Source organism: Streptomyces sp. NPDC031121 (assembly GCF_055570615.1).
Window position 1 is genome coordinate 35,507 of the sequence record NZ_JBVIGV010000020.1, and the last position, 21,417, is coordinate 56,923.

The window sequence follows — 21,417 nt, forward strand, 5'->3', positions numbered from 1 at the left end:
GGAGAAGACAAATACCCCCTCACCGCTACTCGCCCCTCCCTCCTTCTTTTTTTCCCCCCCCCCCCCCCCCCCCCCCCCCCCCGCCTCCGGCGGCTACCGCCGCTACGCCTGGACCGGAGCCGACGCCGACTGCCGGCTCTGGTTCCGGATGCAGGCCGAGGCCCGCCGCCTCGACGTCGAGACCGACCGCAACGGCAACCAGTGGGCGTGGCTCGGCGACCCGGCCGCAGGCGACGCCGTCGTCACCGGCTCCCACCTCGACTCCGTCCCCGACGGCGGCGCCTTCGACGGCCCCCTCGGCGTCGTCTCCGCCTTCGCCGCGCTCGACGAGCTCCGCGCGCGCGGAGCCTCCTTCAGGCGGCCCCTGGCCATCGTCAACTTCGGCGACGAGGAAGGCGCCCGCTTCGGCCTCGCCTGCGTCGGCTCCCGCCTCACCTCCGGGCAGCTGACCAAGGAGAAGGCGTACGAGCTGCGCGACGCCGACGGGATCAGCCTGCCCCGGGCCATGGAGGCCGCCGGGTACGATCCCGACGCGATCGGGCCCGACCCCGAACGGCTCGCCCGTATCGGCGCCTTCGTCGAACTCCACGTCGAACAGGGCCGCGCCCTCGACCTGTCCGGCGACTCCGTCGGCATCGCCTCCGCCATCTGGCCGCACGGCCGCTGGCGGTTCGACTTCCGCGGTGAGGCCAACCACGCCGGCACCACCCGCCTCGTCGACCGGCACGACCCGATGCTCACGTACGCCGAGACCGTCCTGGCCGCCCGCACGGAGGCGGCGCTCGCCGGAGCCGTCGCCACCTTCGGGAAGGTGTCCGTCGAGCCGAACGGCGTCAACGCCATCCCCTCCCTCGTACGGGGCTGGCTCGACTCCCGCGCAGCCGACCAGGCCACCCTCGACACCGTGGTCACCGCCATCGAGAAGGCCGCCCGCGAACGCGCCGACAAGGACGGCGTCGACCTCGCCGTCGTCCGGGAGTCCTTCACCCCGGTCGTCGAGTTCGAGCACGCCCTCCGCGACGAGATCAACCGGATCCTCGGCGGCTCCGTGCCCGTCCTCGGCACCGGCGCCGGACACGACGCCGGGATCCTCTCCGCGTCCGTCCCCACCGCGATGCTGTTCGTACGCAACCCGACGGGCGTCTCCCACTCCCCGCTGGAATACGCCCCCGAGGACGACTGCGTCGCCGGCGTCCTCGCCCTCGCCGACGTACTGGAAGGCCTGGCGTGTCACTGACCCCGCGCACGGTGAAGACGTACTGGCTGGAGCACGCCTGGCTCGGCACCCATGTCGAGCCGGGCGTCGCCCTCGACGTGTCCGACGACGGGCGGATCGCCGCCCTCCGGACCGGGGCCGCCGCCCCGCCGCCCGGCGCGGAGATCCTGCACGGCCTCACCCTCCCCGGCCTGGCCAACGCCCACTCCCACGCCTTCCACCGGGCCCTGCGCGGCACCGTCCAGGTCGGCTCGGGGACCTTCTGGACCTGGCGCGACACCATGTACCAGGTCGCCCACCGCCTGACCCCCGAGACGTACTTCGACCTGGCGCGGGCCGTGTACGCCGAGATGGCGCTCGCCGGCATCACCAACGTCGGCGAGTTCCACTACCTCCACCACCAGGCCGACGGCACCCCGTACGCCGACCCCAACGCCATGGGCGAGGCCCTGATCGAAGCCGCCGCGGCCGCCGGCATCCGCATCACCCTCCTCGACACCGCCTACCTCTCCTCCGGCTTCGGCCAGGCCCCCACCGAGCACCAGCGGCGCTTCTCCGACGGCACCGCCGACGCCTGGGCCGAACGCGTCTCGGCCCTCAAGCCGCGCGGGCACGCCCTGATCGGCGCGGCCGTGCACTCGGTGCGCGCCGTCCCCGCCGACCAGCTGGGCACCGTCGCCCGCTGGGCGGAGGACCGCCAGGCCCCCCTGCACGTCCACCTGTCCGAGCAGACGGCGGAGAACGACGCCTGCCGGGCCGCCCACGGCTGCACGCCCACCCGGCTCCTCGCCGACCACGGGGTGCTCGGGCCGCGCACCACCGGCGTCCACAACACCCACCTCACCGACGAGGACATCGCGCTCCTCGGCAGCACCGGCACCGGTACGTGCATGTGCCCCACCACCGAGCGGGACCTCGCCGACGGGATCGGACCGGCGGTCCGCCTCCAGCAGGCCGGCAGCCCGCTGTCGCTGGGCAGCGACAGCCACGCCGTCATCGACCTCCTGGAGGAGGCCCGGGCCATGGAACTGGACGAGCGGCTCCGCAGCCGGACGCGCGGGCACTGGACGGCCAACGCGCTGCTGACCGCCGCCACCGCCGACGGGCACGCGGCGCTCGGCCTCCCCGACGCGGGCCGCCTGGAGGCGGGCGCGCCGGCCGACTTCACCACCGTCACCCTGGCCAGCGTCCGCACGGCCGGGCCCCCTCCCCGGCTCGGAGCCGAGACGGCCGTGTTCGCGGCCTCGGCCGCGGACGTCCGCCACACGGTGGTCGGCGGCCGCCACATCGTCCGCGACGGCGCCCACACCCTGATCCCCGACGTCCCGTCGGCCCTGTCCACCGCCATCACCGCACTCCGCACCTGACCCCGCCCCGCACCTCCACCGCCTTTGCGGCCGGGGTTGCGGGGCTCCGCCCCACACCCCGCGCCACAGTCGCCGGCAGGGCTGGATCTGGCTCCCGCCCGGGGTTGGTTCGGCTCCGTTGTGGTGGGGGTTGCGGGGCTCTGCACCACACCCCGCGCCTCAAACGCTGGCGGGCTGGATCGGCTCCCCCTGGAGGGTTCAGCGCCGACCCGGCTGGGGTTGCGGGGCTCTGCCCCACTCTCCTGCGCCTCAATCGCCGGCGGGGGTGGACAGATCCAGCCTGCGCGGCGTTTGAGCGCACGGGTGCGGAGCGCCCGGAACGGGGTTCGGGGCGGAGCCCCGACACTCCGGGCGCGCCGGCGGATCCAGCCCCGCCGGCGTTTGAGGCGGTCCGAGGCGGAGCCCCGGGACTCAGCCCCGCCGGCGTTCGAGGCGCGGGGTGTGGGGCGGAGCCCGACACCTCCGGCGTGTCGGAATCCGAGGCGGCGGGGCGCCGTAGGCTCGGCCTCGGCGGCGGGGCCGGGGCGGAGCCCCGGTTCGGGGAGGGGCGGGGCGGGGGACAACCCTGAGAGGAACCCATGAGTACTACAGTCATCGGCAACATCGGCAGCCTCGTCACCAACGACCCGGCATCGGGTGAGGGCCCCCTCGGCCTCATCGAGAACGCAGCGGTCGTCATCGAAGACGACCGCATCGCCTGGGTCGGGCCCACAGCGAAGGCCCCGTCGGCGGACGCGGCCTTCGACGCCCAGGGCCGCGCCCTGATCCCCGGCTTCGTCGACTCCCACTCCCACCTCGTCTTCGCCGGCGACCGCACCGCGGAGTTCAACGCCCGCATGTCGGGCCGCAGCTATTCCGCCGGCGGCATCCGCACCACGGTCGCCGCGACCCGCGCCGCGTCCGACGCCGAGCTGGAGGCGAACCTGGTCCGCCATCTCGACGAGGCCCGCCGTCAGGGCACCACCACGTTCGAGACGAAGTCCGGCTACGGCCTCACCGTCGCCGACGAGGCCCGCGCCCTGCGGATCGCGGCCGCGCACACCGAGGAGGTGACCTACCTCGGCGCGCACATCGTCTCCCCGGACTACGCCGAGGACCCGGCCGGCTACGTCGATCTCGTCACCGGCGAGATGCTCGCGGCGTGCGCCCCGTACGCCCGCTGGGTGGACGTCTTCTGCGAGAAGGGCGCCTTCGACGGCGACCAGGCCCGCGCGATCCTGACGGCCGGCGCGGCCGCCGGGCTGATCCCGCGCGTGCACGCCAACCAGCTCTCTTACGGCCCGGGTGTGCAGCTCGCCGTCGAGCTGGGCGCGGCTTCCGCCGACCACTGCACGCACCTGACCGACGCCGACGTCGAGGCCCTCGCGCAGGCCGCGGGCACCACCGTGGCGACGCTTCTGCCGGGCGCCGAGTTCTCCACCCGCGCGCAGTGGCCGGACGCCCGCCGGCTGCTGGACGCGGGGGCGACGGTCGCGCTGTCCACGGACTGCAACCCGGGCTCCTCGTACACGAGTTCCATGCCGTTCTGTATCGCGCTCGCCGTGCGGGACATGGGGATGACGCCGGACGAGGCCGTCTGGGCGGCCACCGCCGGCGGCGCCCGCGCGCTGCGCCGTACGGACATCGGGGTCCTGGTGCCGGGCGCCCGGGCGGACCTGGCGCTGCTGGACGCCCCGAGCCACGTGCACCTGGCGTACCGGCCGGGCGTCCCGCTGGTGTCCGCGGTCTGGCAGCGGGGGGTGCGCGCGGCCTGAGCGGGCCGCGGCCGAACGCCGTGTCCTTCGTCTTCCCCTTGCAGGGCCTCGGGCGTACCTTGAGCCCTCGATCTGATGTGCCGTCAGAATTCGGTCCGAGGGGAGGACGAAGGTGTCCCACCGCACACGTTCGGCGGCTGTCGCGCTCGCGCTGGCCGGGGCGGCGGTTCTGCCTGCCGCCGGCACGGCCCGCGCCGACGTCGTGGACGTCGCCTACGACTGCAAGACGCCCATCGGGGACAAGTCGGCCGTCTCGCCCATCGACATCAAGGCTGCCCGGGAGGGCGACGGCTACAAGCTGACGATGTCCTTCCGGAAGGGCGTGTCCTCCAGCCCGATCGAGCTCGGCAAGGGCGCGATGAACCCGAGCGCGGTCATCGTCGTCGGCGGGGCCGACCAGGGGCAGGTGGCGGTCTCCGGCCCGCCGAACCCCGAGGCGGCGCCCGCCAACACCCCCATCAGGATCACCGACCTGTCGGGCACCTACACCCCGAAGAAGACGGGCCGGGTCACCTTCACAGCGGGCGTCCTGACCATCAAGGCGATGGGGACGACGACCACGTGCACGCCCGGCAACAGCCCGAAGCCGTCGCTGGAGCTGGACGTCACCGCCGCGGCCGGCGCCGGGCCCGGACCCGGCTCCGGTTCCGGCGACACCCTTCCGCAGACCGGGCCGGAGGACTCCGTCACCGCCCTCGCCACCCTCGGCGGCACCGTGCTCCTGACCGGCACCGGCGGACTCCTGTGGCTGAGCCGGCGCGGCCGCCGGGCCCGCACCTGAACGGAGCAGCCGTGCTCCTTCCCGCAACCGCCGCCGCTCCTCCGTCCGGACGCCGCCGCCCCCGCGGCCGGGCGGCCGCCTCCGCGCTGCCCCTCCTGCTGCTGCTCGGCACGGCCGTCCTGCCCGTGGCCCCCGCCCGCGCATCGGACGGCCCCGGCTGGAGCGCCGCCCCCGAGCCCGGCGCGGCCGGCGGGGCGCCCCGCCCCGCCTTCTACCTCGCCGGCGCCCCCGGAGCCGTACTGGAGGACCGGCTCGCCCTCACCAACGCCTCCGACCGGGCGCGCACCTTCACCCTGCGGGCAGCCGAGGAGCCCGGCGGGGCCGGCGGGGCGGGCGCCTGGATCAGCTTCGGCGGGGCGGCCGCCGTCACCGTGCCGCCGCGCACCCGCGCCGCCGTCCCGTTCACCGTGACCGTGCCGCCGGCCGCGCTCCCCGGCGACCTCCGGGCCGCCGTCGTCGCCGCCGAGGCCGGCCGCGAGGAAGCCGTACGCATCCACCTGCGCGTCGGCGGCCCGACGCTCGCCGCGCTGACCGTCGAGGACGTCGCCGTGCGCGGCCGCGGCGCCCGCACCGAGGTCGCGTACACCCTGGTCAACAGGGGGAACGTACCGCTCGCGCCGCGGCTGTCGGTGCGAGCCGAGGGCCTGTTCGGGACGCTGCCCGGCAGCCGGGAGCGGGCCCTGCCCGTGCAGGTGCCGCCGGGCGGGCGGGTGCGGCTGGCCGAGCCGTGGCCCGGCGCGCCCCGCCTCGACGCCGTCGACGTCACCCTCACCGCCAGCGCCCCGGGCGCCCCGTCTGTCACCGCCACCGCGTCCGCCCGGTTCGCGCCCGGCGGTACGGCGACCCGCGCCGGCGCCGCCCTGCTCGCGCTCGGCGGGGCCGCCGCGGCCGCGCTGCTCCTCGTCCGCGGGCGGAGGGCCCGGCGCGGGCGGCCCGTACCCGCGGCCGGCCCCGTGCACGCCCCCGAGCCGACGGGAGCACCCGCGTGACCGGCACGTCCAGGGCCCGCGCCGCGGCGGCCGCGCTCACGGCGTGCCTGCTCGCCGCCGCGGTACCGGCCGCGGCGGACGCCCGGCCGGCGGCGCAGCTCTCGCTCCGGGAGGCCGCCCCGGGTACGGAGCTCACGGTGACCGGCACGGGCTGGCCGGCCGGGACGCCGGTCATGCTGCTGGTCTGCGGCCAGAACATGATCGGCGGCACCAACAGCTGCGCCAACGCCGAGGGCGCGGCCGTCTCCGTCGGCGGTGACGGCCGGTTCACGGCGCGGCTGGCCGCGGCGGCCCCGCCCAAGCCGTGCCCGTGCATCGTCAACGTCACCTCGGTCGGCGGGGACGCCGCCACCGTCGCCCTCCCGCTGGCGCTCACCGGCCACCCGGTGGCCGAGCTGCCGCCCGAGCAGGGCGCGCCGCGCCTAGCCGTGCTGGGCCCGGCCCGGCTGGCGGGCGGCGACGGGATCCTGACCCGGTTCGGGGCGCCGCCCTCGCGCACCTTCACCGTCACGCTCGGGAACACCGGCCCCGCGCCCGTCGTGGACCCGGTCTTCCGGCTGGGCACGGCCCGGGGCGTGCTCGCCCCGCAGTGGGAGGAGGTCCGCTGGCAGGGCGCGATCCCGCCGGGGGGCAGGGCCGAGGTCCGGCTCCCCGTCACGCTCGGGGCCGGCGCGCACGGGAACCACACGGTCTCCCTCCGTTACGGGGAGACGGTCCTCGCGGCCCGACCGTGGGCGGTGTCCCGCCCGTACGGGGTCCTGGTGTTCTGGGCGCTGCTCCTGCTGGTGGTGCCCGCCGGCCTGTTCCGGGCCGGTATGGCCCTCGTCGACCGGGTCCGGCCGGCGGTGGCCCCGGAGGCACCCGCAGCGGAGGGGGCCGCCGCGGAGGCGGCCGCGCCCGGGGAGGCCGCCGCCCTGCCGTGGTTCACGGCACCGCAGACGTCCGCACCGTCAGCCGGCAGTCCGACGACGAAGGGGCATTCGTGAAGACCCAACGGAGGGTGAGCGCGGCCGCGGCCGCACTGCTGATCGGCGGCGCGGCCGCGCTGCTGGGGGCGGGACCCGCCCAGGCGGCCGAGGTCTCGTACAGGGTGGAGTGCGTACCGCCCGCGGGCGGCGGCGGCCCGGTCCAGGGCACGACGACCGTGTCGGTCACCGCGCCCGCCGCCGCGAAGGTCGGCGACGAGGTCGAGGTGGTGTGGAAGACCGTCAAGGCGGCCTCGGACAACACGGACCTGATGGACCTCGGCAAGGACACCGTGAAGCCGACCGGCTGGGTGCGGCTCGGCGGGGCGCTCTCGGGCGAGGTGAAGCTGGAGGGGGAGCGGAAGAACCCGCCGATCCCCAAGAAGGCGCCGATGGTGCTGTCCGACATGAAGGGGAAGGTGAAGCTGACCAAGGCGGGGGAGGTGGTGATCACCCCGGGCCGGTACGACGTGGACTTCAGCGGGTTCACCACGCGCTGCTCGCCGAAGGAGACGGCCGCGGCCGCGGCGACGATCACGGTGTCGGACGGTGGCGGCACGACGAGCGGCGGCGGCACGGCCTCCGGCGGATCGTCGTCCGGCGGTTCGTCGTCCGGCGGATCGTCGAGCGGCGGCGCGACCGCGGCCGGAGGCACCACGTCCGGCGGAGGCACGGCCTCGGGCGGCGGCACGACCTCCGGCGGCTCGGCCGCGGGCGGCTCAGCCTCCGGTGGCGGCGGGGGCCAGACGGACTTCCCCGGCAAGCCCGTCGAGGTGGTCTTCGACTGCGGCGCCGTGGTCCCGGGCGGCGTGAAGACCCCGGTGACGGTCAACGCGAGGAAGAACGGCAGCGGCGGCTTCGACCTCACCGTCAAGACCGCCAAGGGGGCGATGGCCAGCCCCATGGCCCTCCCCGCGGGCGCCCTGAAACCGTCGATGGACATCCGGCTCGGCGGCGCGGACACCGGCACGGTCCGGGTCTCCGGCCCGGCCAACGCGGAGCCGATCCCGGACAAGGCTCCCGTCAGCCTGAGCGACATGACCGGCACCTACAAGCCGGGCGCGACCGGCAAGGTGACGCTGACCCCGGACCGGCTGGCCATCGACGTGGCGATGAGCCCCGGCTCGACGCCGATCAACGTGCCCTGCAAGGCGGTCTCCAGCGGCGTCTCCCTGGAGCTGGACACGACTGCCCAGCCGGGCGGCTCCGGCTCCCCGTCCTCCGGCGGCGCGACCGCCGGATCCGGCGGCCCGGGCGGCCTCGCCGAGACCGGCGCGGGCGACACGGGCGGCGTGAGGGCCCTCGCCGTGGCCGCCGCGACGGTGGTCCTGCTCGGCGCGGCGGTGTTCACCTTCACCCCCTGGCACCGCCTGCGCGGCCCCCGTCGCCGCTGACGAAACGGAGCGGCCCGGCACACCTTTTCCGGTGTGCCGGGCCGCTCGGTTCTGTCCGGGTGCGTCAGTGGACCTCGCCCATCTGCTCCTTGACCTTCTTCCGGTACATGAAGACCGCGAAGGCCGCCACGCATGCGAGGGTCGCCTCGATCGCGACCGCGCTCGTGCCGTTCAGGTCGACACCGAACACCGCCGGGTCGGACAGGAGGCTGGTGATGGAGTCGCCGGCCGTCACCGCCAGGAACCAGACGCCCATCATCTGCGAGGCGTACTTGGCCGGTGCCATCTTCGTGGTGACCGAGAGGCCGACGGGGGAGATGCACAGCTCGCCGACCGTCTGGATCAGGTAGATGCCGACGAGCCACATCGGGCCCACGGTCTGGCCGTCCGCGGCCATGGCGACGGGAACCAGGAAGAAGAAGAACGAGACGCCGATGAAGAACAGGCCCGCGGCGAACTTGCCGACCGTGGACGGCTCCTTGCCCTTGCGGTTGAGCCACACCCAGATCCACGCGAAGACCGGGGCCAGCGCTATGATGAAGACCGGGTTCAGCGACTGGTACCAGGACGAGGGGAACTCGAACCCGAGCAGGGCGCTGGAGGTCTTGGTCTCGCCGAAGGACTGAACGGTCGAGGCGCCCTGGTCGTAGATCATCCAGAAGACGGCGGCGGCGACGAAGAACCAGATGTAGCCGTTCATCTTCGACTGCTCGGACTGGTTGAGGTCCTTGTCCCGCTTGATGCGGATCAGCACCCAGGTCGGAACGATCAGGCCGATCAGGGTCAGCGGAATGGTCGCCCACGCCTTGGTGAACATGCCGGCCATGCCCACGACGGTGTAGAACGCGGCCACGAGGGCGACCGCGACCGCGACCTTGCGGATCCAGGCGGAGCGCTCCGGGGCCGACAGCGGCTTGGGGACGACGGAGCTGACGGGGTTCAGGTGCTTCGTGCCCAGGAGGAAGGCGGCGAGTCCGATACCCATTCCGACCGCGGCCAGCGCGAAGCCGAGGTGCCAGTTGACCTTCTGGCCGACGGTGCCGATGACCAGCGGAGCGAAGAAGGCGCCGGCGTTGATGCCCATGTAGAAGATGGTGAAGCCGCCGTCGCGCCGCGGGTCGTCCGCGTCCTTGTACAGCTGACCGACCATGGTCGAGATGTTGGCCTTCAGGAGGCCGGAGCCGATGGCGACCAGGGCCAGGCCGGCGAAGAACGTGCTGCCGCCCGGCAGGGCCAGCACCAGGTGGCCGCACATGATCGTCACGGCGGCGATCGTCACGGTCTTGCGGGGGCCCCAGACGCGGTCGCCCAGCCATCCGCCCGGCATGGCCAGCAGGTAGACCATGGAGACGTAGATGGAGAACACGGTGATCGCCGTGCCCTCGTCCATCCCGATGCCGCCGCCCAGGCTGCCGTCCTTGGCGTCCGGGCCGCCTGAGATCAGGTAGACGAGGAGAAGGGCCTTCATGCCGTAGAAGCTGAAGCGCTCCCACATCTCGGTCATGAAGAGAGTGGCCAGGCCACGGGGGTGGCCGAAGAAGGTCTTCTCGGCGGACGGGTCCACCGTGCCCTTCGTCAGGCTGGAAGCCATGGTCGATCCTTGCTTGCTCGGGACGCCTGGCTTCGTGAGCCGGTCGGCGCCCGGTGGGGGGTGGCCGGAACCGGCAGCGGCCGCCCGGCCCCCACGCCCCGGGGGCACGCACCCGCGCCGTGGACGGGGCGGGGGAACAGACGCAGCCGGGATCCGCACCCTCGCGCACACGAACACGCGCGGGGCGCCGGCCCACAGGTCATCCACTGTCACTGAAGCCGATCGGGAAAGTCGTCAAGACCCTCTGATCGATCCAGACAGAATTGAGACCTTTGGCTCGGATTTCGGCGCAAAGGTCCCGGTGGTAGTGCATCAGGCGTCTCGCCACCATACGACACGACCAGGTGGCATATGAAAGGACTTGAGAGATGGATCACAGGAGGATTGGGAACCGATTCCGTGTTTCCGAAGGCAGCTTCCGTTCATAAGGCCAGATGGAAAGGGGTGCGCGGGGCCGCCCCTGCGGATCGCCGCCGCGGACTACCATCACCCACATGACGCGTGTACTGCTCGCCGAGGACGACGCATCCATCTCGGAGCCCCTGGCCCGCGCCCTGCGCCGGGAGGGGTACGACGTCGAGGTCCGGGAGGACGGCCCGGCCGCCCTCGACGCAGGACTCCAGGGCGGCGTCGACCTCGTCGTCCTCGACCTGGGCCTGCCCGGCATGGACGGGCTGGAGGTGGCCCGCCGGCTGCGCGCCGAGGGGCTCGGCTTCCCGATCCTCGTCCTGACCGCCCGCGCCGACGAGGTCGACACCGTCGTGGGCCTGGACGCCGGCGCCGACGACTACGTCACCAAGCCGTTCCGCCTCGCCGAACTCCTCGCCCGCGTCCGGGCCCTGCTGCGGCGCGGCGCCGCCGAGGCCCCCCAGCCCGCCGCCACGCACGGCGTGCGCATCGACGTCGAGTCGCACCGCGCCTGGATGGGGGAGGAGGAGCTCCAGCTCACCGCGAAGGAGTTCGACCTCCTGCGCGTCCTCGTCCGCGACGCCGGCCGCGTCGTCACCCGCGACCAGCTCATGCGCGAGGTGTGGGACACCACCTGGTGGTCCTCCACCAAGACCCTGGACATGCACATCTCCTGGCTCCGCAAGAAGCTGGGCGACGACGCCGCGAACCCCCGCTACATCGCCACCGTCCGCGGCGTCGGCTTCCGCTTCGAGAAGAGCTGACCGGACCCCCCAGCCATGCGCCGCCGCCTGATCCAGTCCACCCTCGCCGTGGTGCTCGTCGTGATCGCCGTCTTCGGCGTCTCCCTCGTCATCGTGGAGACCCGCACGATCACCAGCAGCGCCCAGGACCGCATCGAGTCCGAGGCCCTGCGCCTGGCGGGCATCGTCGAGGCGAACGTGGCCGAGCGCCGGCCCATCGACTCCGACGCCCTCGCCGAGCAGCTCGACCCCGGCCGCTACGCCCGGATCACCGTCCCCGGGCAGGCCCCCGTCGAGGTCGGCGAGCGGACCGGCGGGAGCGTCCTGCGCGGCACCGCCAAGGGTGAGCAGGGCGAGCTGGTCGTCGTCGAGGAGCCCCGCTCCACCGTCACGGAGGAGGTCGGGCGGACCCTCGCCGTGGTCGGCGCGGTGGCGCTGCTCGCCGTCGTCGCCGCCGTGGCGCTCGCGATCCGCCAGGCCAACCGGCTGGCCTCCCCGCTCACCGACCTCGCCGAGACCGCCGAACGGCTCGGCTCCGGCGACCCCCGGCCCCGCCACCGCCGCTACGGTGTCCCCGAGCTGGACCGCGTCGCGGACGTCCTCGACTCCAGCGCCGAGCGGATCGGGCGGATGCTCACCGCCGAGCGGCGCCTGGCCGCCGACGCCTCCCACCAGCTGCGCACCCCGCTGACCGCGCTGTCGATGAGGCTGGAGGAGATCACCGTCACCGACGACCTGGCGACCGTCCGCGAGGAGGCCACCATCGCGCTCGCCCAGGTGGAGCGGCTCACCGACGTGGTCCAGCGGCTGCTGACGAACTCCCGCGACCCGCGCACCGGCTCCGCGGTCCCCTTCGACCTCGACGAAATCGTCAAGCAGCAGGTGGAGGAGTGGCGGCCCGCCTACCGCAGCGAGGGCCGGGCCATCGTCCGCTCCGGCAAGACCGGCGTACGGGCCTTCGGTACGCCCGGCGCGGTCGCCCAGGTGCTGGCCACCCTCGTGGAGAACGCGCTCATGCACGGCGGCGGAACCGTCGCCCTGCGCACCCGCGTCGTCGGCAACCAGGCGGTCCTGGAGGTCACCGACGAGGGGCCCGGCGTCCCGCCCGACCTGGGGAACCGCATCTTCGAGCGGGCCATCAGCGGCCGCAACTCCACCGGCATCGGCCTCGCCGTCGCCCGCGACCTCGCCGAGGCCGACGGCGGCCGCCTCGAACTGCTCCAGGCACAGCCGCCGGTGTTCGCCCTGTTCCTCAGCCGCACCGAGCCCGAGCGGGGCGAGCGGGAGCAGACCGTCCGCTGACCGGCGGGGCGTGCGGGCCGACGGCCTACTTGTTCCTGGCGGGCTCGGGGGCGCGCGTACTGCTGTCCCGCGCCGGGCGGGCCGCCGCCCGCGCCTCCGGCGCCGGCTCGGCGGCTGCCGAGGGCGCCGCCTGCGGCAGCGCCTTGAAGACCCACGTCCGGTACGACCAGAAGCGGAACACTGTGGCGGTGCCGATGCCGACGAACTTGAACACGTTGGAGGCGAGCCGGCCGTCCCAGCCGAACCCGTACGTGGCCGCGTACAGCACGCCGTTCTCGATCACCAGCCCGATCAGGCTGAACGCCACGAACAGCGGCACCTCCCGCGAGCTGCCCGTGCGCGCCCGGTCCCGGTAGGTGAAGTACCGGAAGCCGATGTAGTTCGTGGTGATCGCGACGACGGTGGCTATCACGCTCGCCCGGACCACCTGGAGGTCCGTGGTGTGCCGCAGCAGGTTGAAGACGCCCAGGTTGACGAGCACACCCAGGCCCCCGACAGCCCCGAACTTCGCGACTTCGCGTGCGAGGCCGCGCAGGCGTTCGAGGGCGGAGGCCCGTTCCGGCGTGGTCATGGTGATGGTCGGTCCCGTCCGTAGCGGCCCCCAGCGGGGCGTCCGTCGCCTCTCGATCGGCCACTCATGCTAAGTGTCCCCCCGCCGGCCCGTCTGTGCCTTCGGGTACTGTGCGTTCGTACATATCGGCGACGCTGGGCGCACGGGATGTTGCTACGAGTTCCCGGTGGGGCCGCGTCCGTTCGGCGGACGCCCGGCCGATACCCTGGAGGCGTGACGTTCCCGGTAGTCGGCATGGTCGGCGGCGGACAGCTCGCCCGCATGACCCACGAGGCGGGCATCCCCCTCGGCATCAAGTTCAAGCTCCTCAGTGACACCCCGCAGGACTCGGCGGCCCAGGTGGTCAGCGACGTCGTCATCGGCGACTACCGCGACCTGGACACGCTCCGCGCCTTCGCGCGCGGCTGCGACGTGATCACCTTCGACCACGAGCACGTGCCCACCGAGCACCTGCGGGCCCTCGAAGCGGACGGCATCCCCGTCCGCCCCGGGCCCGACGCCCTGGTGCACGCCCAGGACAAGGGCGTGATGCGGGCCCGGCTCGACGAGATCGGCGCGCCCAGCCCCCGCCACCGCATCGTCGCGGACCCGGCGGACGCGGCGGCCTTCGCCGAGGAGGTCGGCGGGTTCCCCGTCATCCTCAAGACGGTCCGCGGCGGCTATGACGGCAAGGGCGTCTGGTTCGTCCGGACCCCCGAGGATGCCGAGGCCCCCTTCAAGGCCGGCGTCCCCGTCCTCGCCGAGGAGAAGGTCGACTTCGTCCGCGAACTCGCGGCGAACGTCGTCCGCTCCCCCCACGGCCAGGCCGTCGCCTACCCGGTCGTGGAGTCGATCCAGGTCGACGGCGTCTGCGACACCGTCATCGCCCCCGCCCCGAACCTCCCCGAGGAGCTCGCCGGCGAGGCCCAGGCCCTCGCCCTGCGCATCGCCGAGGAACTCGGCGTGACCGGCCACCTGGCCGTGGAGCTGTTCGAGACCGCCGACGGCCGGATCCTCGTCAACGAGCTCGCCATGCGCCCGCACAACAGCGGCCACTGGACCCAGGACGGCGCGGTCACCTCCCAGTTCGCCAACCACGTCCGCGCGGTCCTCGACCTGCCCCTCGGCGACCCCCGCCCCCGGGCCCGCTGGACCGTCATGGCCAACGTCCTCGGCGGCGACTACCCCGACATGTACGCCGCGTACCTGCACTGCATGGCCCACGACCCGCAGCTGAAGATCCACATGTACGGCAAGGACGTGAAGCCCGGCCGCAAGGTCGGCCACGTCAACACCTACGGCGACGACCTGGACGATGTGCTGGAGCGCGCACGTCACGCTGCCGGCTACCTCCGAGGAACGATCACCGCATGAGCACCCCCAGCACCGGGAGCGCCGCCCCCGTCGTCGGCATCGTCATGGGATCCGACTCCGACTGGCCCGTCATGGAGGCCGCCGCCCAGGCCCTCGACGAGTTCGAGATCCCCTACGAGGTCGACGTCGTCTCCGCCCACCGCATGCCCCGCGAGATGGTCGCCTACGGGGAGCAGGCCGCCGACCGCGGCCTGAAGGCGATCATCGCCGGCGCCGGCGGTGCCGCCCACCTGCCCGGCATGCTCGCCTCCGTCACCCCCCTGCCGGTCATCGGCGTGCCCGTGCCGCTGAAGTACCTCGACGGCATGGACTCGCTCCTGTCCATCGTCCAGATGCCCGCGGGCGTCCCCGTCGCCACCGTCTCCGTCGCCGGGGCACGCAACGCCGGCCTCCTCGCCGTCCGCATGCTCGCCGCCCACGACGGGGAGCTCCTCGCCCGCATGCGCGACTTCCAGCAGGAACTGAACGACCAGGCCACCGAGAAGGGCAAGCGGCTGCGGGCCAAGGCCGCCGGCGCGGAGTCCTTCGGGTTCGGCAAGTGACCGCGGCGGACCGCCTCGACCAGGCGCGCGCCCTGCTCGCCGAACACCCCGTCGCCGACGGCCACAACGACCTGCCCTGGGCCCTGCGCCAGCAGGTCCGCTACGACCTCGCGCGGCGCGACATCGCCGGCGACACCTCCGCCCACCTGCACACCGACATCCCCCGGCTGCGCGCCGGCGGGGTCGGCGCGCAGTTCTGGTCGGTGTTCGTCCGCTCCGACTACGCCGGCGACCAGGCGGTCAGCGCCACCCTGGAGCAGATCGACGCCGTCGGCCAGCTGATCGACCGCTACCCGGCCGACCTCGCGCGCGCCCTGACGGCCGACGACATGGAGGCGGCCCGCCAGGGCGGCCGGATCGCCTCCCTCATGGGCGCCGAGGGCGGCCACTCCATCAACAACTCCCTCGCCACCCTGCGCGCCCTGCACCTGCTGGGCGTCCGCTACATGACGCTCACCCACAACGACACCATCGACTGGGCCGACTCGGCGACCGACGAGGCCCGGCACGGCGGACTGGCCGACTTCGGCCGCGAGGTCGTCCGCGAGATGAACCGGATCGGCATGCTCGTCGATCTCTCGCACGTGGCCGCGACGACGATGCGCGACGCCCTCGACACCTCCGCCGCACCCGTCGTCTTCTCCCACTCCTCGGCCCGCGCCGTCTGCGACCACCCGCGCAACGTGCCCGACGACGTCCTGGCGCGCCTCCCCGCCAACGGCGGCGTCGCGATGGCCACGTTCGTGCCGAAGTTCATCCTCCCCGCGGCCGTCGAGTGGACCCTCGCCGCCGACGAGAACCTGCGCGCCCACGGCTTCCACCACCTCGACACCACCCCCGAGGCGATGGCCGTGCACCGGGCCTTCGAGGCGGAGCACCCCCGCCCGGTCGCGACCGCCGCCACCGTCGCCGATCACCTCGACCACATGCGGGACGTCGCCGGCATCGACCACATCGGCATCGGCGGCGACTACGACGGCACGGCGTTCACCCCGTCCGGGCTCGACGACGTCGCCGGCTACCCGAACCTCGTCGCGGAACTCCTGCACCGCGGCTGGTCGCCCGCAGACCTCGCCAAGCTCACCTGGTCCAACGCGGTACGGGTGCTGCGCGACGCGGAGGCCGTCGCCCGCGACCTCTCGGCGGTCCGCGGACCCTCCAACGCGGTCCTCCGCACCGCCGTCTGAACCGCCAGGCCGCGCGCCCGGGCCCCCTCGGCCCGCCAGCGGGGCGGGCCGGGCCCGGGCGGCCGCCAAAGCCCCGCCCTGACCTGCGGGTCTCACTCGTACGCCGCATCCGCCGGGCCGCCCACCCGCCCCACGTGTCACGGTGGCAGCACCTCTGCCTTCCCTGCTGCCGCCACCCCGGAGCGAACTCCATGGCCGACCTGCAGGGCGAACAGGACCCCGCGGACGGCGCGTACGCCGCCGAGACGCCCCCGCCCGGACCGGCTTCCCCCGGAGCCGCGGACCCGCCCGGCCCGGCACCCGCCGCCGCCCTCGACCGGGCCGCCGCACCGGACTCCCGGAACGCGGCTGGCCCGAGACGGACATCACCCGGCCGACCTGGGCGGCGCCCTGCGCGTCCTGCGCGCCGCCGAGTTCACCGCGCGCGCCGCCGCACACCCCCCAACCGGCTGACCGCCCCCGCCGGCCCGGTCAGCCGCCGTCAGGCCCCGTCACGCGCGCGGACGGCCCATCGCCCGGTACGTCCACCCGGCCGCGCGCCACCGCTCCCCGTCCAGGGCGTTGCGCCCGTCCAGCACCAGCCGGTCGCTGACGACCCCGCCCAGCTCGACCGGGTCCAGCTCGCGGAACTCCCGCCACTCCGTGAGGTGCAGCACCACGTCCGCGCCGCGCGCCGCCGCCACCGCCGTCTCGGCGTACCCCAGCGTCGGGAAGACGCGGCGCGCGTTCTCCATGCCCTTCGGGTCGTAGACGGTGACCTGGCCGCCCTGGAGGTGGATCTGCCCCGCCACGTTCAGCGCCGGCGAGTCCCGGACGTCGTCCGAGTCCGGCTTGAAGGTCGCCCCGAGCACCGCGACCCGCTTGCCGAGGAACGCCCCGCCGACCGCCTCCCGGGCCAGCTCCACCATGTGCCCGCGCCGCCGCATGTTGATCGAGTCGACCTCGCGCAGGAACGTCAGCGCCTGGTCGGCGCCCAGCTCGCCGGCGCGCGCCATGAAGGCGCGGATGTCCTTGGGCAGGCAGCCGCCGCCGAAGCCGATGCCGGCCCGCAGGAACTTGCTCCCGATCCGCTCGTCGTGCCCGATCGCCTCGGCGAGCTTCGCGACGTCGCCTCCGGCGGCCTCGCAGACCTCGGCCATCGCGTTGATGAAGGAGATCTTCGTGGCGAGGAAGGAGTTCGCGGCCGTCTTGACGAGTTCGGCCGTCGGGAAGTCGGTGACGACCAGCGGGCTGCCCTCGGCGATCGGCCGCTCGTACACCTCGCGCAGCACCTTCTCGGCGCGGTCGCCGCGGGTGCCGATGACGATCCGGTCCGGGTGCAGGGTGTCCTGGACGGCGAACCCCTCGCGCAGGAACTCCGGGTTCCAGGCCAGCTCCACGTCGGCGCCGGCCGGGGCCAGTGCGGCGAGCTTGGCGGCGAGGCGCTCGGCGGACCCGACGGGGACGGTCGACTTGCCGACGACGAGGGCGGGCCGGGCCAGGTGGGGGGCCAGCGACTCGATCGCGGAGTCCACGTAGCTCATGTCGCAGGCGTACTCGCCGTGCTTCTGCGGGGTGTTGACGCAGACGAAGTGGACGTCGCCGAACTCGCCGACCTCCTCCCAGGACCGGGTGAAGCGCAGCCGGCCCGTGGAGCCCGGGAGCCCGGCGACGTGCGCGGCGAGCAGCTCCTCAAGGCCGGGCTCGTACATCGGCACCCGTCCCGCGGCCAGCATCTCGATCTTCTCGGGGACCACGTCCAGCCCGAGCACCTCGAAGCCCAGCTCGGCCATCGCCGCGGCGTGCGTGGCGCCGAGGTAGCCGGTGCCGATCACTGTGATCCTGAGGGGGGCCATGGCTGCTCCAGAGGTGCGGGGCCTGTTGCGGCAACCGAGCATAGTCGCGCCCGAACGGGGGACGTTCCCTGGAGTACCGGACGTTGTCACGCAGCTCACGTGCCGCGTACATATCGCTGCCCGGGAGGCGGCCATTAAGATTTGGGTTACTTAACGGTAGTTAGCACGTGGTTCACCTTGGGGAGTGAGAGATCTTGGCGGGTTCTGCCGACTTCGACCTGTACCGCCCGGCCGAGGAGCACGACATGCTCCGCGAGTCCGTCCGCTCGCTCTGCGAGGCGAAGATCGCCCCGTTCGCCGCCGCGGTCGACGAGGAGGCCCGCTTCCCGCAGGAGGCGCTGGACGCCCTCGTCGCCAACGACCTGCACGCCGTGCACGTCCCCGAGACGTACGGCGGCGCCGGCGCCGACGCCCTGGCCACCGTGATCGTCATCGAGGAGGTCGCCCGCGTGTGCGCCTCCTCCTCCCTGATCCCGGCCGTCAACAAGCTCGGCTCCCTCCCGGTGATCCTCTCCGGCTCCGAGGAGCTCAAGGCCAAGTACCTGGGCCCGCTCGCCAAGGGCGACGCGATGTTCTCGTACTGCCTCTCCGAGCCCGACGCGGGCTCCGACGCGGCCGGCATGAAGACCCGCGCGGTCCGCGACGGCGACTCCTACGTCCTCAACGGCGTCAAGCGCTGGATCACCAACGCGGGCGTCTCCGACTACTACACGGTGATGGCCGTGACGGACCCGGAGAAGCGCTCCAAGGGCATCAGCGCCTTCGTCGTGGAGAAGGGCGACGAGGGCGTCTCCTTCGGCGCCCCGGAGAAGAAGCTCGGCATCAAGGGCTCCCCGACCCGCGAGGTCTACCTCGACAACGTCCGCATCCCGGCCGACCGCATGATCGGCGCCGAGGGCACCGGCTTCGCCACGGCGATGAAGACCCTCGACCACACCCGCATCACCATCGCGGCCCAGGCCCTCGGCATCGCCCAGGGCGCCCTCGACTACGCCAAGGGCTACGTCCAGGAGCGCAAGCAGTTCGGCAAGCCGATCGCCGACTTCCAGGGCGTCCAGTTCATGCTCGCCGACATGGCCATGAAGATCGAGGCCGCCCGCCAGCTCACCTACGCGGCCGCCGCCAAGTCCGAGCGCACCGACTCCGACCTCACGTTCTTCGGCGCCGCCGCCAAGTGCTTCGCCTCGGACGTGGCCATGGAGGTCACGACGGACGCCGTCCAGCTCCTCGGCGGCTACGGCTACACCCGCGACTACCCGGTCGAGCGCATGATGCGCGACGCGAAGATTACGCAGATTTACGAAGGAACGAACCAGGTCCAGCGGATCGTCATGGCGCGCAACCTGCCGTAACAGCGCTTTCGCAGGTCAGCGGCTGCTTTGTTGATCCAGCAGCCCTGATCGGCTTCCGGTCCGTTCGGGCCCGTTCGGTGTTCCTGGGCGTCATGCTGGGGAAAGCCTGGGCCGAAACTGGGTTGCAAACATGGGCTGACATGCACAAACGGCAAGCCCCCGGCATCACGCCGGGGGCTTGCGTGTGGGTTGGATCAGGCGACTTCGTCCCGTTCGGTGGGATCGTCCGCACCAGGGGTCAGCATGCTCGCGATCGCTGCGCGCCCGCGCTGCTCGGCCCCTTCGAAGATGTAGTGATAGTGCTCGCGGAGCACGTCCGTGCTGCTGTGTCCCATCCAGTCGGCCACGTCGTTCTCGGGGACTCCCGCGTACAGCAGGCGAGACCCGTAGTAGTGCCGCAAGGAATGCGGCGTGCAGTAGGCCACCCCGCCTTTCGTCAGAGCGGCCAACCAGATCTGCCGGTAGAAGTACGAGGCGTAGAGGTACCCGGACCGGGTCACGTTCGGGAACAACAGGCGCTCAGGCCCCCACATGCCGTGGTTCTTGATGTGCCTGCGCAGCTCGAACGCCACGTTCGGTGGAAGGGGCGCGACGCGCCCTGGCTCCTCCTCGTCACGGGCCTTGACGTGCCGCCGCTGAAGCGCGCTGTTCTTGCCCGACTCGGATTCCCCGTCCTCCGCGATCTGGAAATCGACGCGCAAAACCTCCGCCGGGAAGTCGATCTGATCTCGCGAGACCGCCATCGCCTCACCGATGCGGAGCCCGCATCCCGCCATGAGCCAGAGCAGCGCTCGGTATCGGGGCGGTGCCCCGTTCAGCATGGCCAAGACTTCCCGAGTCGTCAGCCGCCTGGCGTTGCTCTTGTGTTCGCGGATCTCTTTGGCGCGGCTACCTGCGTGCCCGATCTTTTTGCACGGATTGCGCCCGATGATCTCGTTGACGACGGCCCAGTCCATCATCCCGGAGAGGAACGAGAACCGCTGACGACGGGTCCGGGCCGACAGCTTGCGGTCCTGCTCCATCCACAAGAGCCACTGCTCGATGTCCGCGACCTTCAAGGACATGATGGGGCGAGCTTTGAAGAACGGTTCCAGGGTCGTGTTCTGAATCGAGCGGTACTGCTTCTTGGTGCTGTTCTCCAGCTTCCTTTGGTTGGTCCACTGCTCCCAGACCGCCGTCACGGGCTGCTTCCCCGGCTTGTCGTCCAGGTAGGTCCGGGCGTCTAGCTCCTGTTCCATACGCTTCCGGTGGTCGTCGGCGCGCTTACTGGTCCCAAAGGACTTCTGCCGCTGCTTCCCGTCCGGGTCGTACCAGGACAGCGTCCACTTATTCGGGTCGTCCTTGGATCGCGCCACCCGTGCCCTTGCCACGCCTGAGTCGGCCCTTCTCGTCGCAAATGGGCCCGCCCCCGCCTGCTATGGCCAGCCCCTGGACCTTCAGTCTGCGCACGGTCCACCCTGCTTTGTCAACACAGGGTGGACCACTCCAGGTGGTGTATGGTCGGGGTGTGCAAGCAGACGAGAGTGGATTCGAGATCACCCAGCAGGAAGGCGGCTGGGTGATCCGGATGTGGTGGCCTGCGGGGCCGATCACAGGAGGGCCACAGCGCATGACGGTGGAGCCGGCCGATGACGCCGAGCCTCGCGACGTCGTGCGCGGCATCTCTACGACCGTCCTTCGCAGGCTCGACATCTCGGCTGCGATGAACTTGGCCAAGATGGCGCCCAAGGCCCAGCAGGCCCGGGAGGACATTACGCGGACGCTGGACGCGTCAGGGGAGGCGGCTGGCCGCCTTCTGGCGGCTGAAGGCGTCTCAGACCGATACCTGGCGATGTTGGCTGCGACGTACGCCGCCATGGCTGAGAGTGGGGCCCCGGCGCCGGTGCCGTGGCTCGCCCGACTTATTGAGCGGCGCCCAGAGACGATCAAGGACCACTTGAAGAAGGCTCGGCGGGACGGCTACCTGGGCACTGTGGCGGGCAAGGCTGGTGGAGAAGTGACCGACAAGACCAAGGTCGTGTTGGACTTCATGAAGAGCTTTGACAGCTAGCCAAACCGCATTTCTCG

17 protein-coding genes and 1 pseudogene are annotated in these 21,417 nt (G+C 72.9%); 14 read left to right on the forward strand and 4 right to left on the reverse strand.

Annotated elements, in window-relative coordinates; all coding sequences use genetic code 11:
• Positions 1–79 precede the first annotated feature (79 nt).
• The 7 genes and pseudogenes from ACZ462_RS29980 to ACZ462_RS30010 form a co-directional block, all read left to right on the forward strand.
• A pseudogene (locus ACZ462_RS29980) lies at positions 80–1,237 on the forward strand (allantoate amidohydrolase); the annotation flags it as partial.
• Positions 1,228–2,583: a formimidoylglutamate deiminase gene (locus tag ACZ462_RS29985; RefSeq protein ID WP_467809946.1), complete on the forward strand. Its 1,356-nt coding sequence runs from the start codon at positions 1,228–1,230 to the stop codon at positions 2,581–2,583. The pseudogene ACZ462_RS29980 and the gene ACZ462_RS29985, both read left to right, overlap by 10 nt.
• Before the next feature lie 578 nt (positions 2,584–3,161).
• Positions 3,162–4,337: an imidazolonepropionase gene (hutI, locus tag ACZ462_RS29990; protein WP_467809945.1), complete on the forward strand. Its 1,176-nt coding sequence runs from the start codon at positions 3,162–3,164 to the stop codon at positions 4,335–4,337.
• A 112-nt stretch (positions 4,338–4,449) separates the two neighbouring features.
• Positions 4,450–5,118 (forward strand): LPXTG cell wall anchor domain-containing protein, encoded by a 669-nt coding sequence (locus tag ACZ462_RS29995; RefSeq protein WP_467809944.1) that lies wholly within the window; start codon positions 4,450–4,452, stop codon positions 5,116–5,118.
• Positions 5,119–5,129: 11 nt separating this feature from the next.
• Entirely contained in the window at positions 5,130–6,107 is a 978-nt protein-coding gene (locus ACZ462_RS30000; protein WP_467809943.1) for a hypothetical protein, read from the forward strand.
• Positions 6,104–7,093 (forward strand): hypothetical protein, encoded by a 990-nt coding sequence (locus ACZ462_RS30005; RefSeq protein WP_467809942.1) that lies wholly within the window; start codon positions 6,104–6,106, stop codon positions 7,091–7,093. Before ACZ462_RS30000 ends, ACZ462_RS30005 begins: the two co-directional genes overlap by 4 nt.
• A complete protein-coding gene (locus ACZ462_RS30010; RefSeq protein WP_467809941.1) occupies positions 7,090–8,466 on the forward strand; it encodes a hypothetical protein in 1,377 nt (458 codons plus the stop codon). The genes ACZ462_RS30005 and ACZ462_RS30010 overlap by 4 nt, the downstream gene beginning before the upstream one ends.
• Before the next feature lie 64 nt (positions 8,467–8,530).
• On the opposite strand, the gene ACZ462_RS30015 is transcribed toward ACZ462_RS30010, so the two are convergent.
• Positions 8,531–10,057 carry a peptide MFS transporter gene (locus ACZ462_RS30015; protein WP_467809442.1) on the reverse strand — a complete coding sequence of 509 codons (1,527 nt, stop codon included), beginning with the start codon at positions 10,055–10,057 and terminating at the stop codon, positions 8,531–8,533.
• Between the two features lie 494 nt (positions 10,058–10,551).
• On the opposite strand from ACZ462_RS30015, the gene ACZ462_RS30020 reads away from it, so the two are divergent.
• Positions 10,552–11,229, forward strand: coding sequence for a response regulator transcription factor (locus ACZ462_RS30020; protein ID WP_125546019.1), 678 nt, complete (start codon positions 10,552–10,554; stop codon positions 11,227–11,229).
• A gap of 15 nt (positions 11,230–11,244) precedes the next feature.
• Complete coding sequence (locus ACZ462_RS30025; RefSeq protein ID WP_467809443.1) at positions 11,245–12,510, forward strand: ATP-binding protein; 1,266 nt, start codon at positions 11,245–11,247, stop codon at positions 12,508–12,510.
• A gap of 25 nt (positions 12,511–12,535) precedes the next feature.
• Here the strand turns inward: ACZ462_RS30025 and ACZ462_RS30030 are convergent, their stop codons facing one another.
• Positions 12,536–13,081 (reverse strand): GtrA family protein, encoded by a 546-nt coding sequence (locus ACZ462_RS30030; protein ID WP_467809444.1) that lies wholly within the window; start codon positions 13,079–13,081, stop codon positions 12,536–12,538.
• A 147-nt stretch (positions 13,082–13,228) separates the two neighbouring features.
• On the opposite strand from ACZ462_RS30030, the gene ACZ462_RS30035 reads away from it, so the two are divergent.
• Genes ACZ462_RS30035 through ACZ462_RS30045 form a run of 3 tightly spaced genes read left to right on the forward strand, consistent with a single transcriptional unit; the run spans position 13,229 to position 16,163 of the window.
• Positions 13,229–14,434: a 5-(carboxyamino)imidazole ribonucleotide synthase gene (locus tag ACZ462_RS30035; RefSeq protein ID WP_467809445.1), complete on the forward strand. Its 1,206-nt coding sequence runs from the start codon at positions 13,229–13,231 to the stop codon at positions 14,432–14,434.
• Positions 14,431–14,976 (forward strand): 5-(carboxyamino)imidazole ribonucleotide mutase, encoded by a 546-nt coding sequence (purE, locus tag ACZ462_RS30040; protein WP_467809447.1) that lies wholly within the window; start codon positions 14,431–14,433, stop codon positions 14,974–14,976. Before ACZ462_RS30035 ends, purE begins: the two co-directional genes overlap by 4 nt.
• On the forward strand, positions 14,973–16,163 hold the full coding sequence (locus ACZ462_RS30045; RefSeq protein WP_467809448.1) for a dipeptidase: 1,191 nt from the start codon (positions 14,973–14,975) through the stop codon (positions 16,161–16,163). Before purE ends, ACZ462_RS30045 begins: the two co-directional genes overlap by 4 nt.
• A gap of 491 nt (positions 16,164–16,654) precedes the next feature.
• Here the strand turns inward: ACZ462_RS30045 and ACZ462_RS30050 are convergent, their stop codons facing one another.
• Complete coding sequence (locus ACZ462_RS30050) at positions 16,655–17,998, reverse strand: UDP-glucose dehydrogenase family protein (RefSeq protein WP_467809449.1); 1,344 nt, start codon at positions 17,996–17,998, stop codon at positions 16,655–16,657.
• A gap of 194 nt (positions 17,999–18,192) precedes the next feature.
• On the opposite strand from ACZ462_RS30050, the gene ACZ462_RS30055 reads away from it, so the two are divergent.
• Positions 18,193–19,350 (forward strand): acyl-CoA dehydrogenase, encoded by a 1,158-nt coding sequence (locus ACZ462_RS30055; RefSeq protein ID WP_437082757.1) that lies wholly within the window; start codon positions 18,193–18,195, stop codon positions 19,348–19,350.
• Positions 19,351–19,544: 194 nt separating this feature from the next.
• On the opposite strand, the gene ACZ462_RS30060 is transcribed toward ACZ462_RS30055, so the two are convergent.
• On the reverse strand, positions 19,545–20,720 hold the full coding sequence (locus ACZ462_RS30060) for a tyrosine-type recombinase/integrase (RefSeq protein ID WP_467809450.1): 1,176 nt from the start codon (positions 20,718–20,720) through the stop codon (positions 19,545–19,547).
• 137 nt (positions 20,721–20,857) lie between these two features.
• Here ACZ462_RS30060 and ACZ462_RS30065 point away from each other — a divergent pair, with 137 nt between their 5' ends.
• A complete protein-coding gene (locus tag ACZ462_RS30065; RefSeq protein ID WP_467809451.1) occupies positions 20,858–21,400 on the forward strand; it encodes a hypothetical protein in 543 nt (180 codons plus the stop codon).
• Positions 21,401–21,417: the final 17 nt, after the last annotated feature.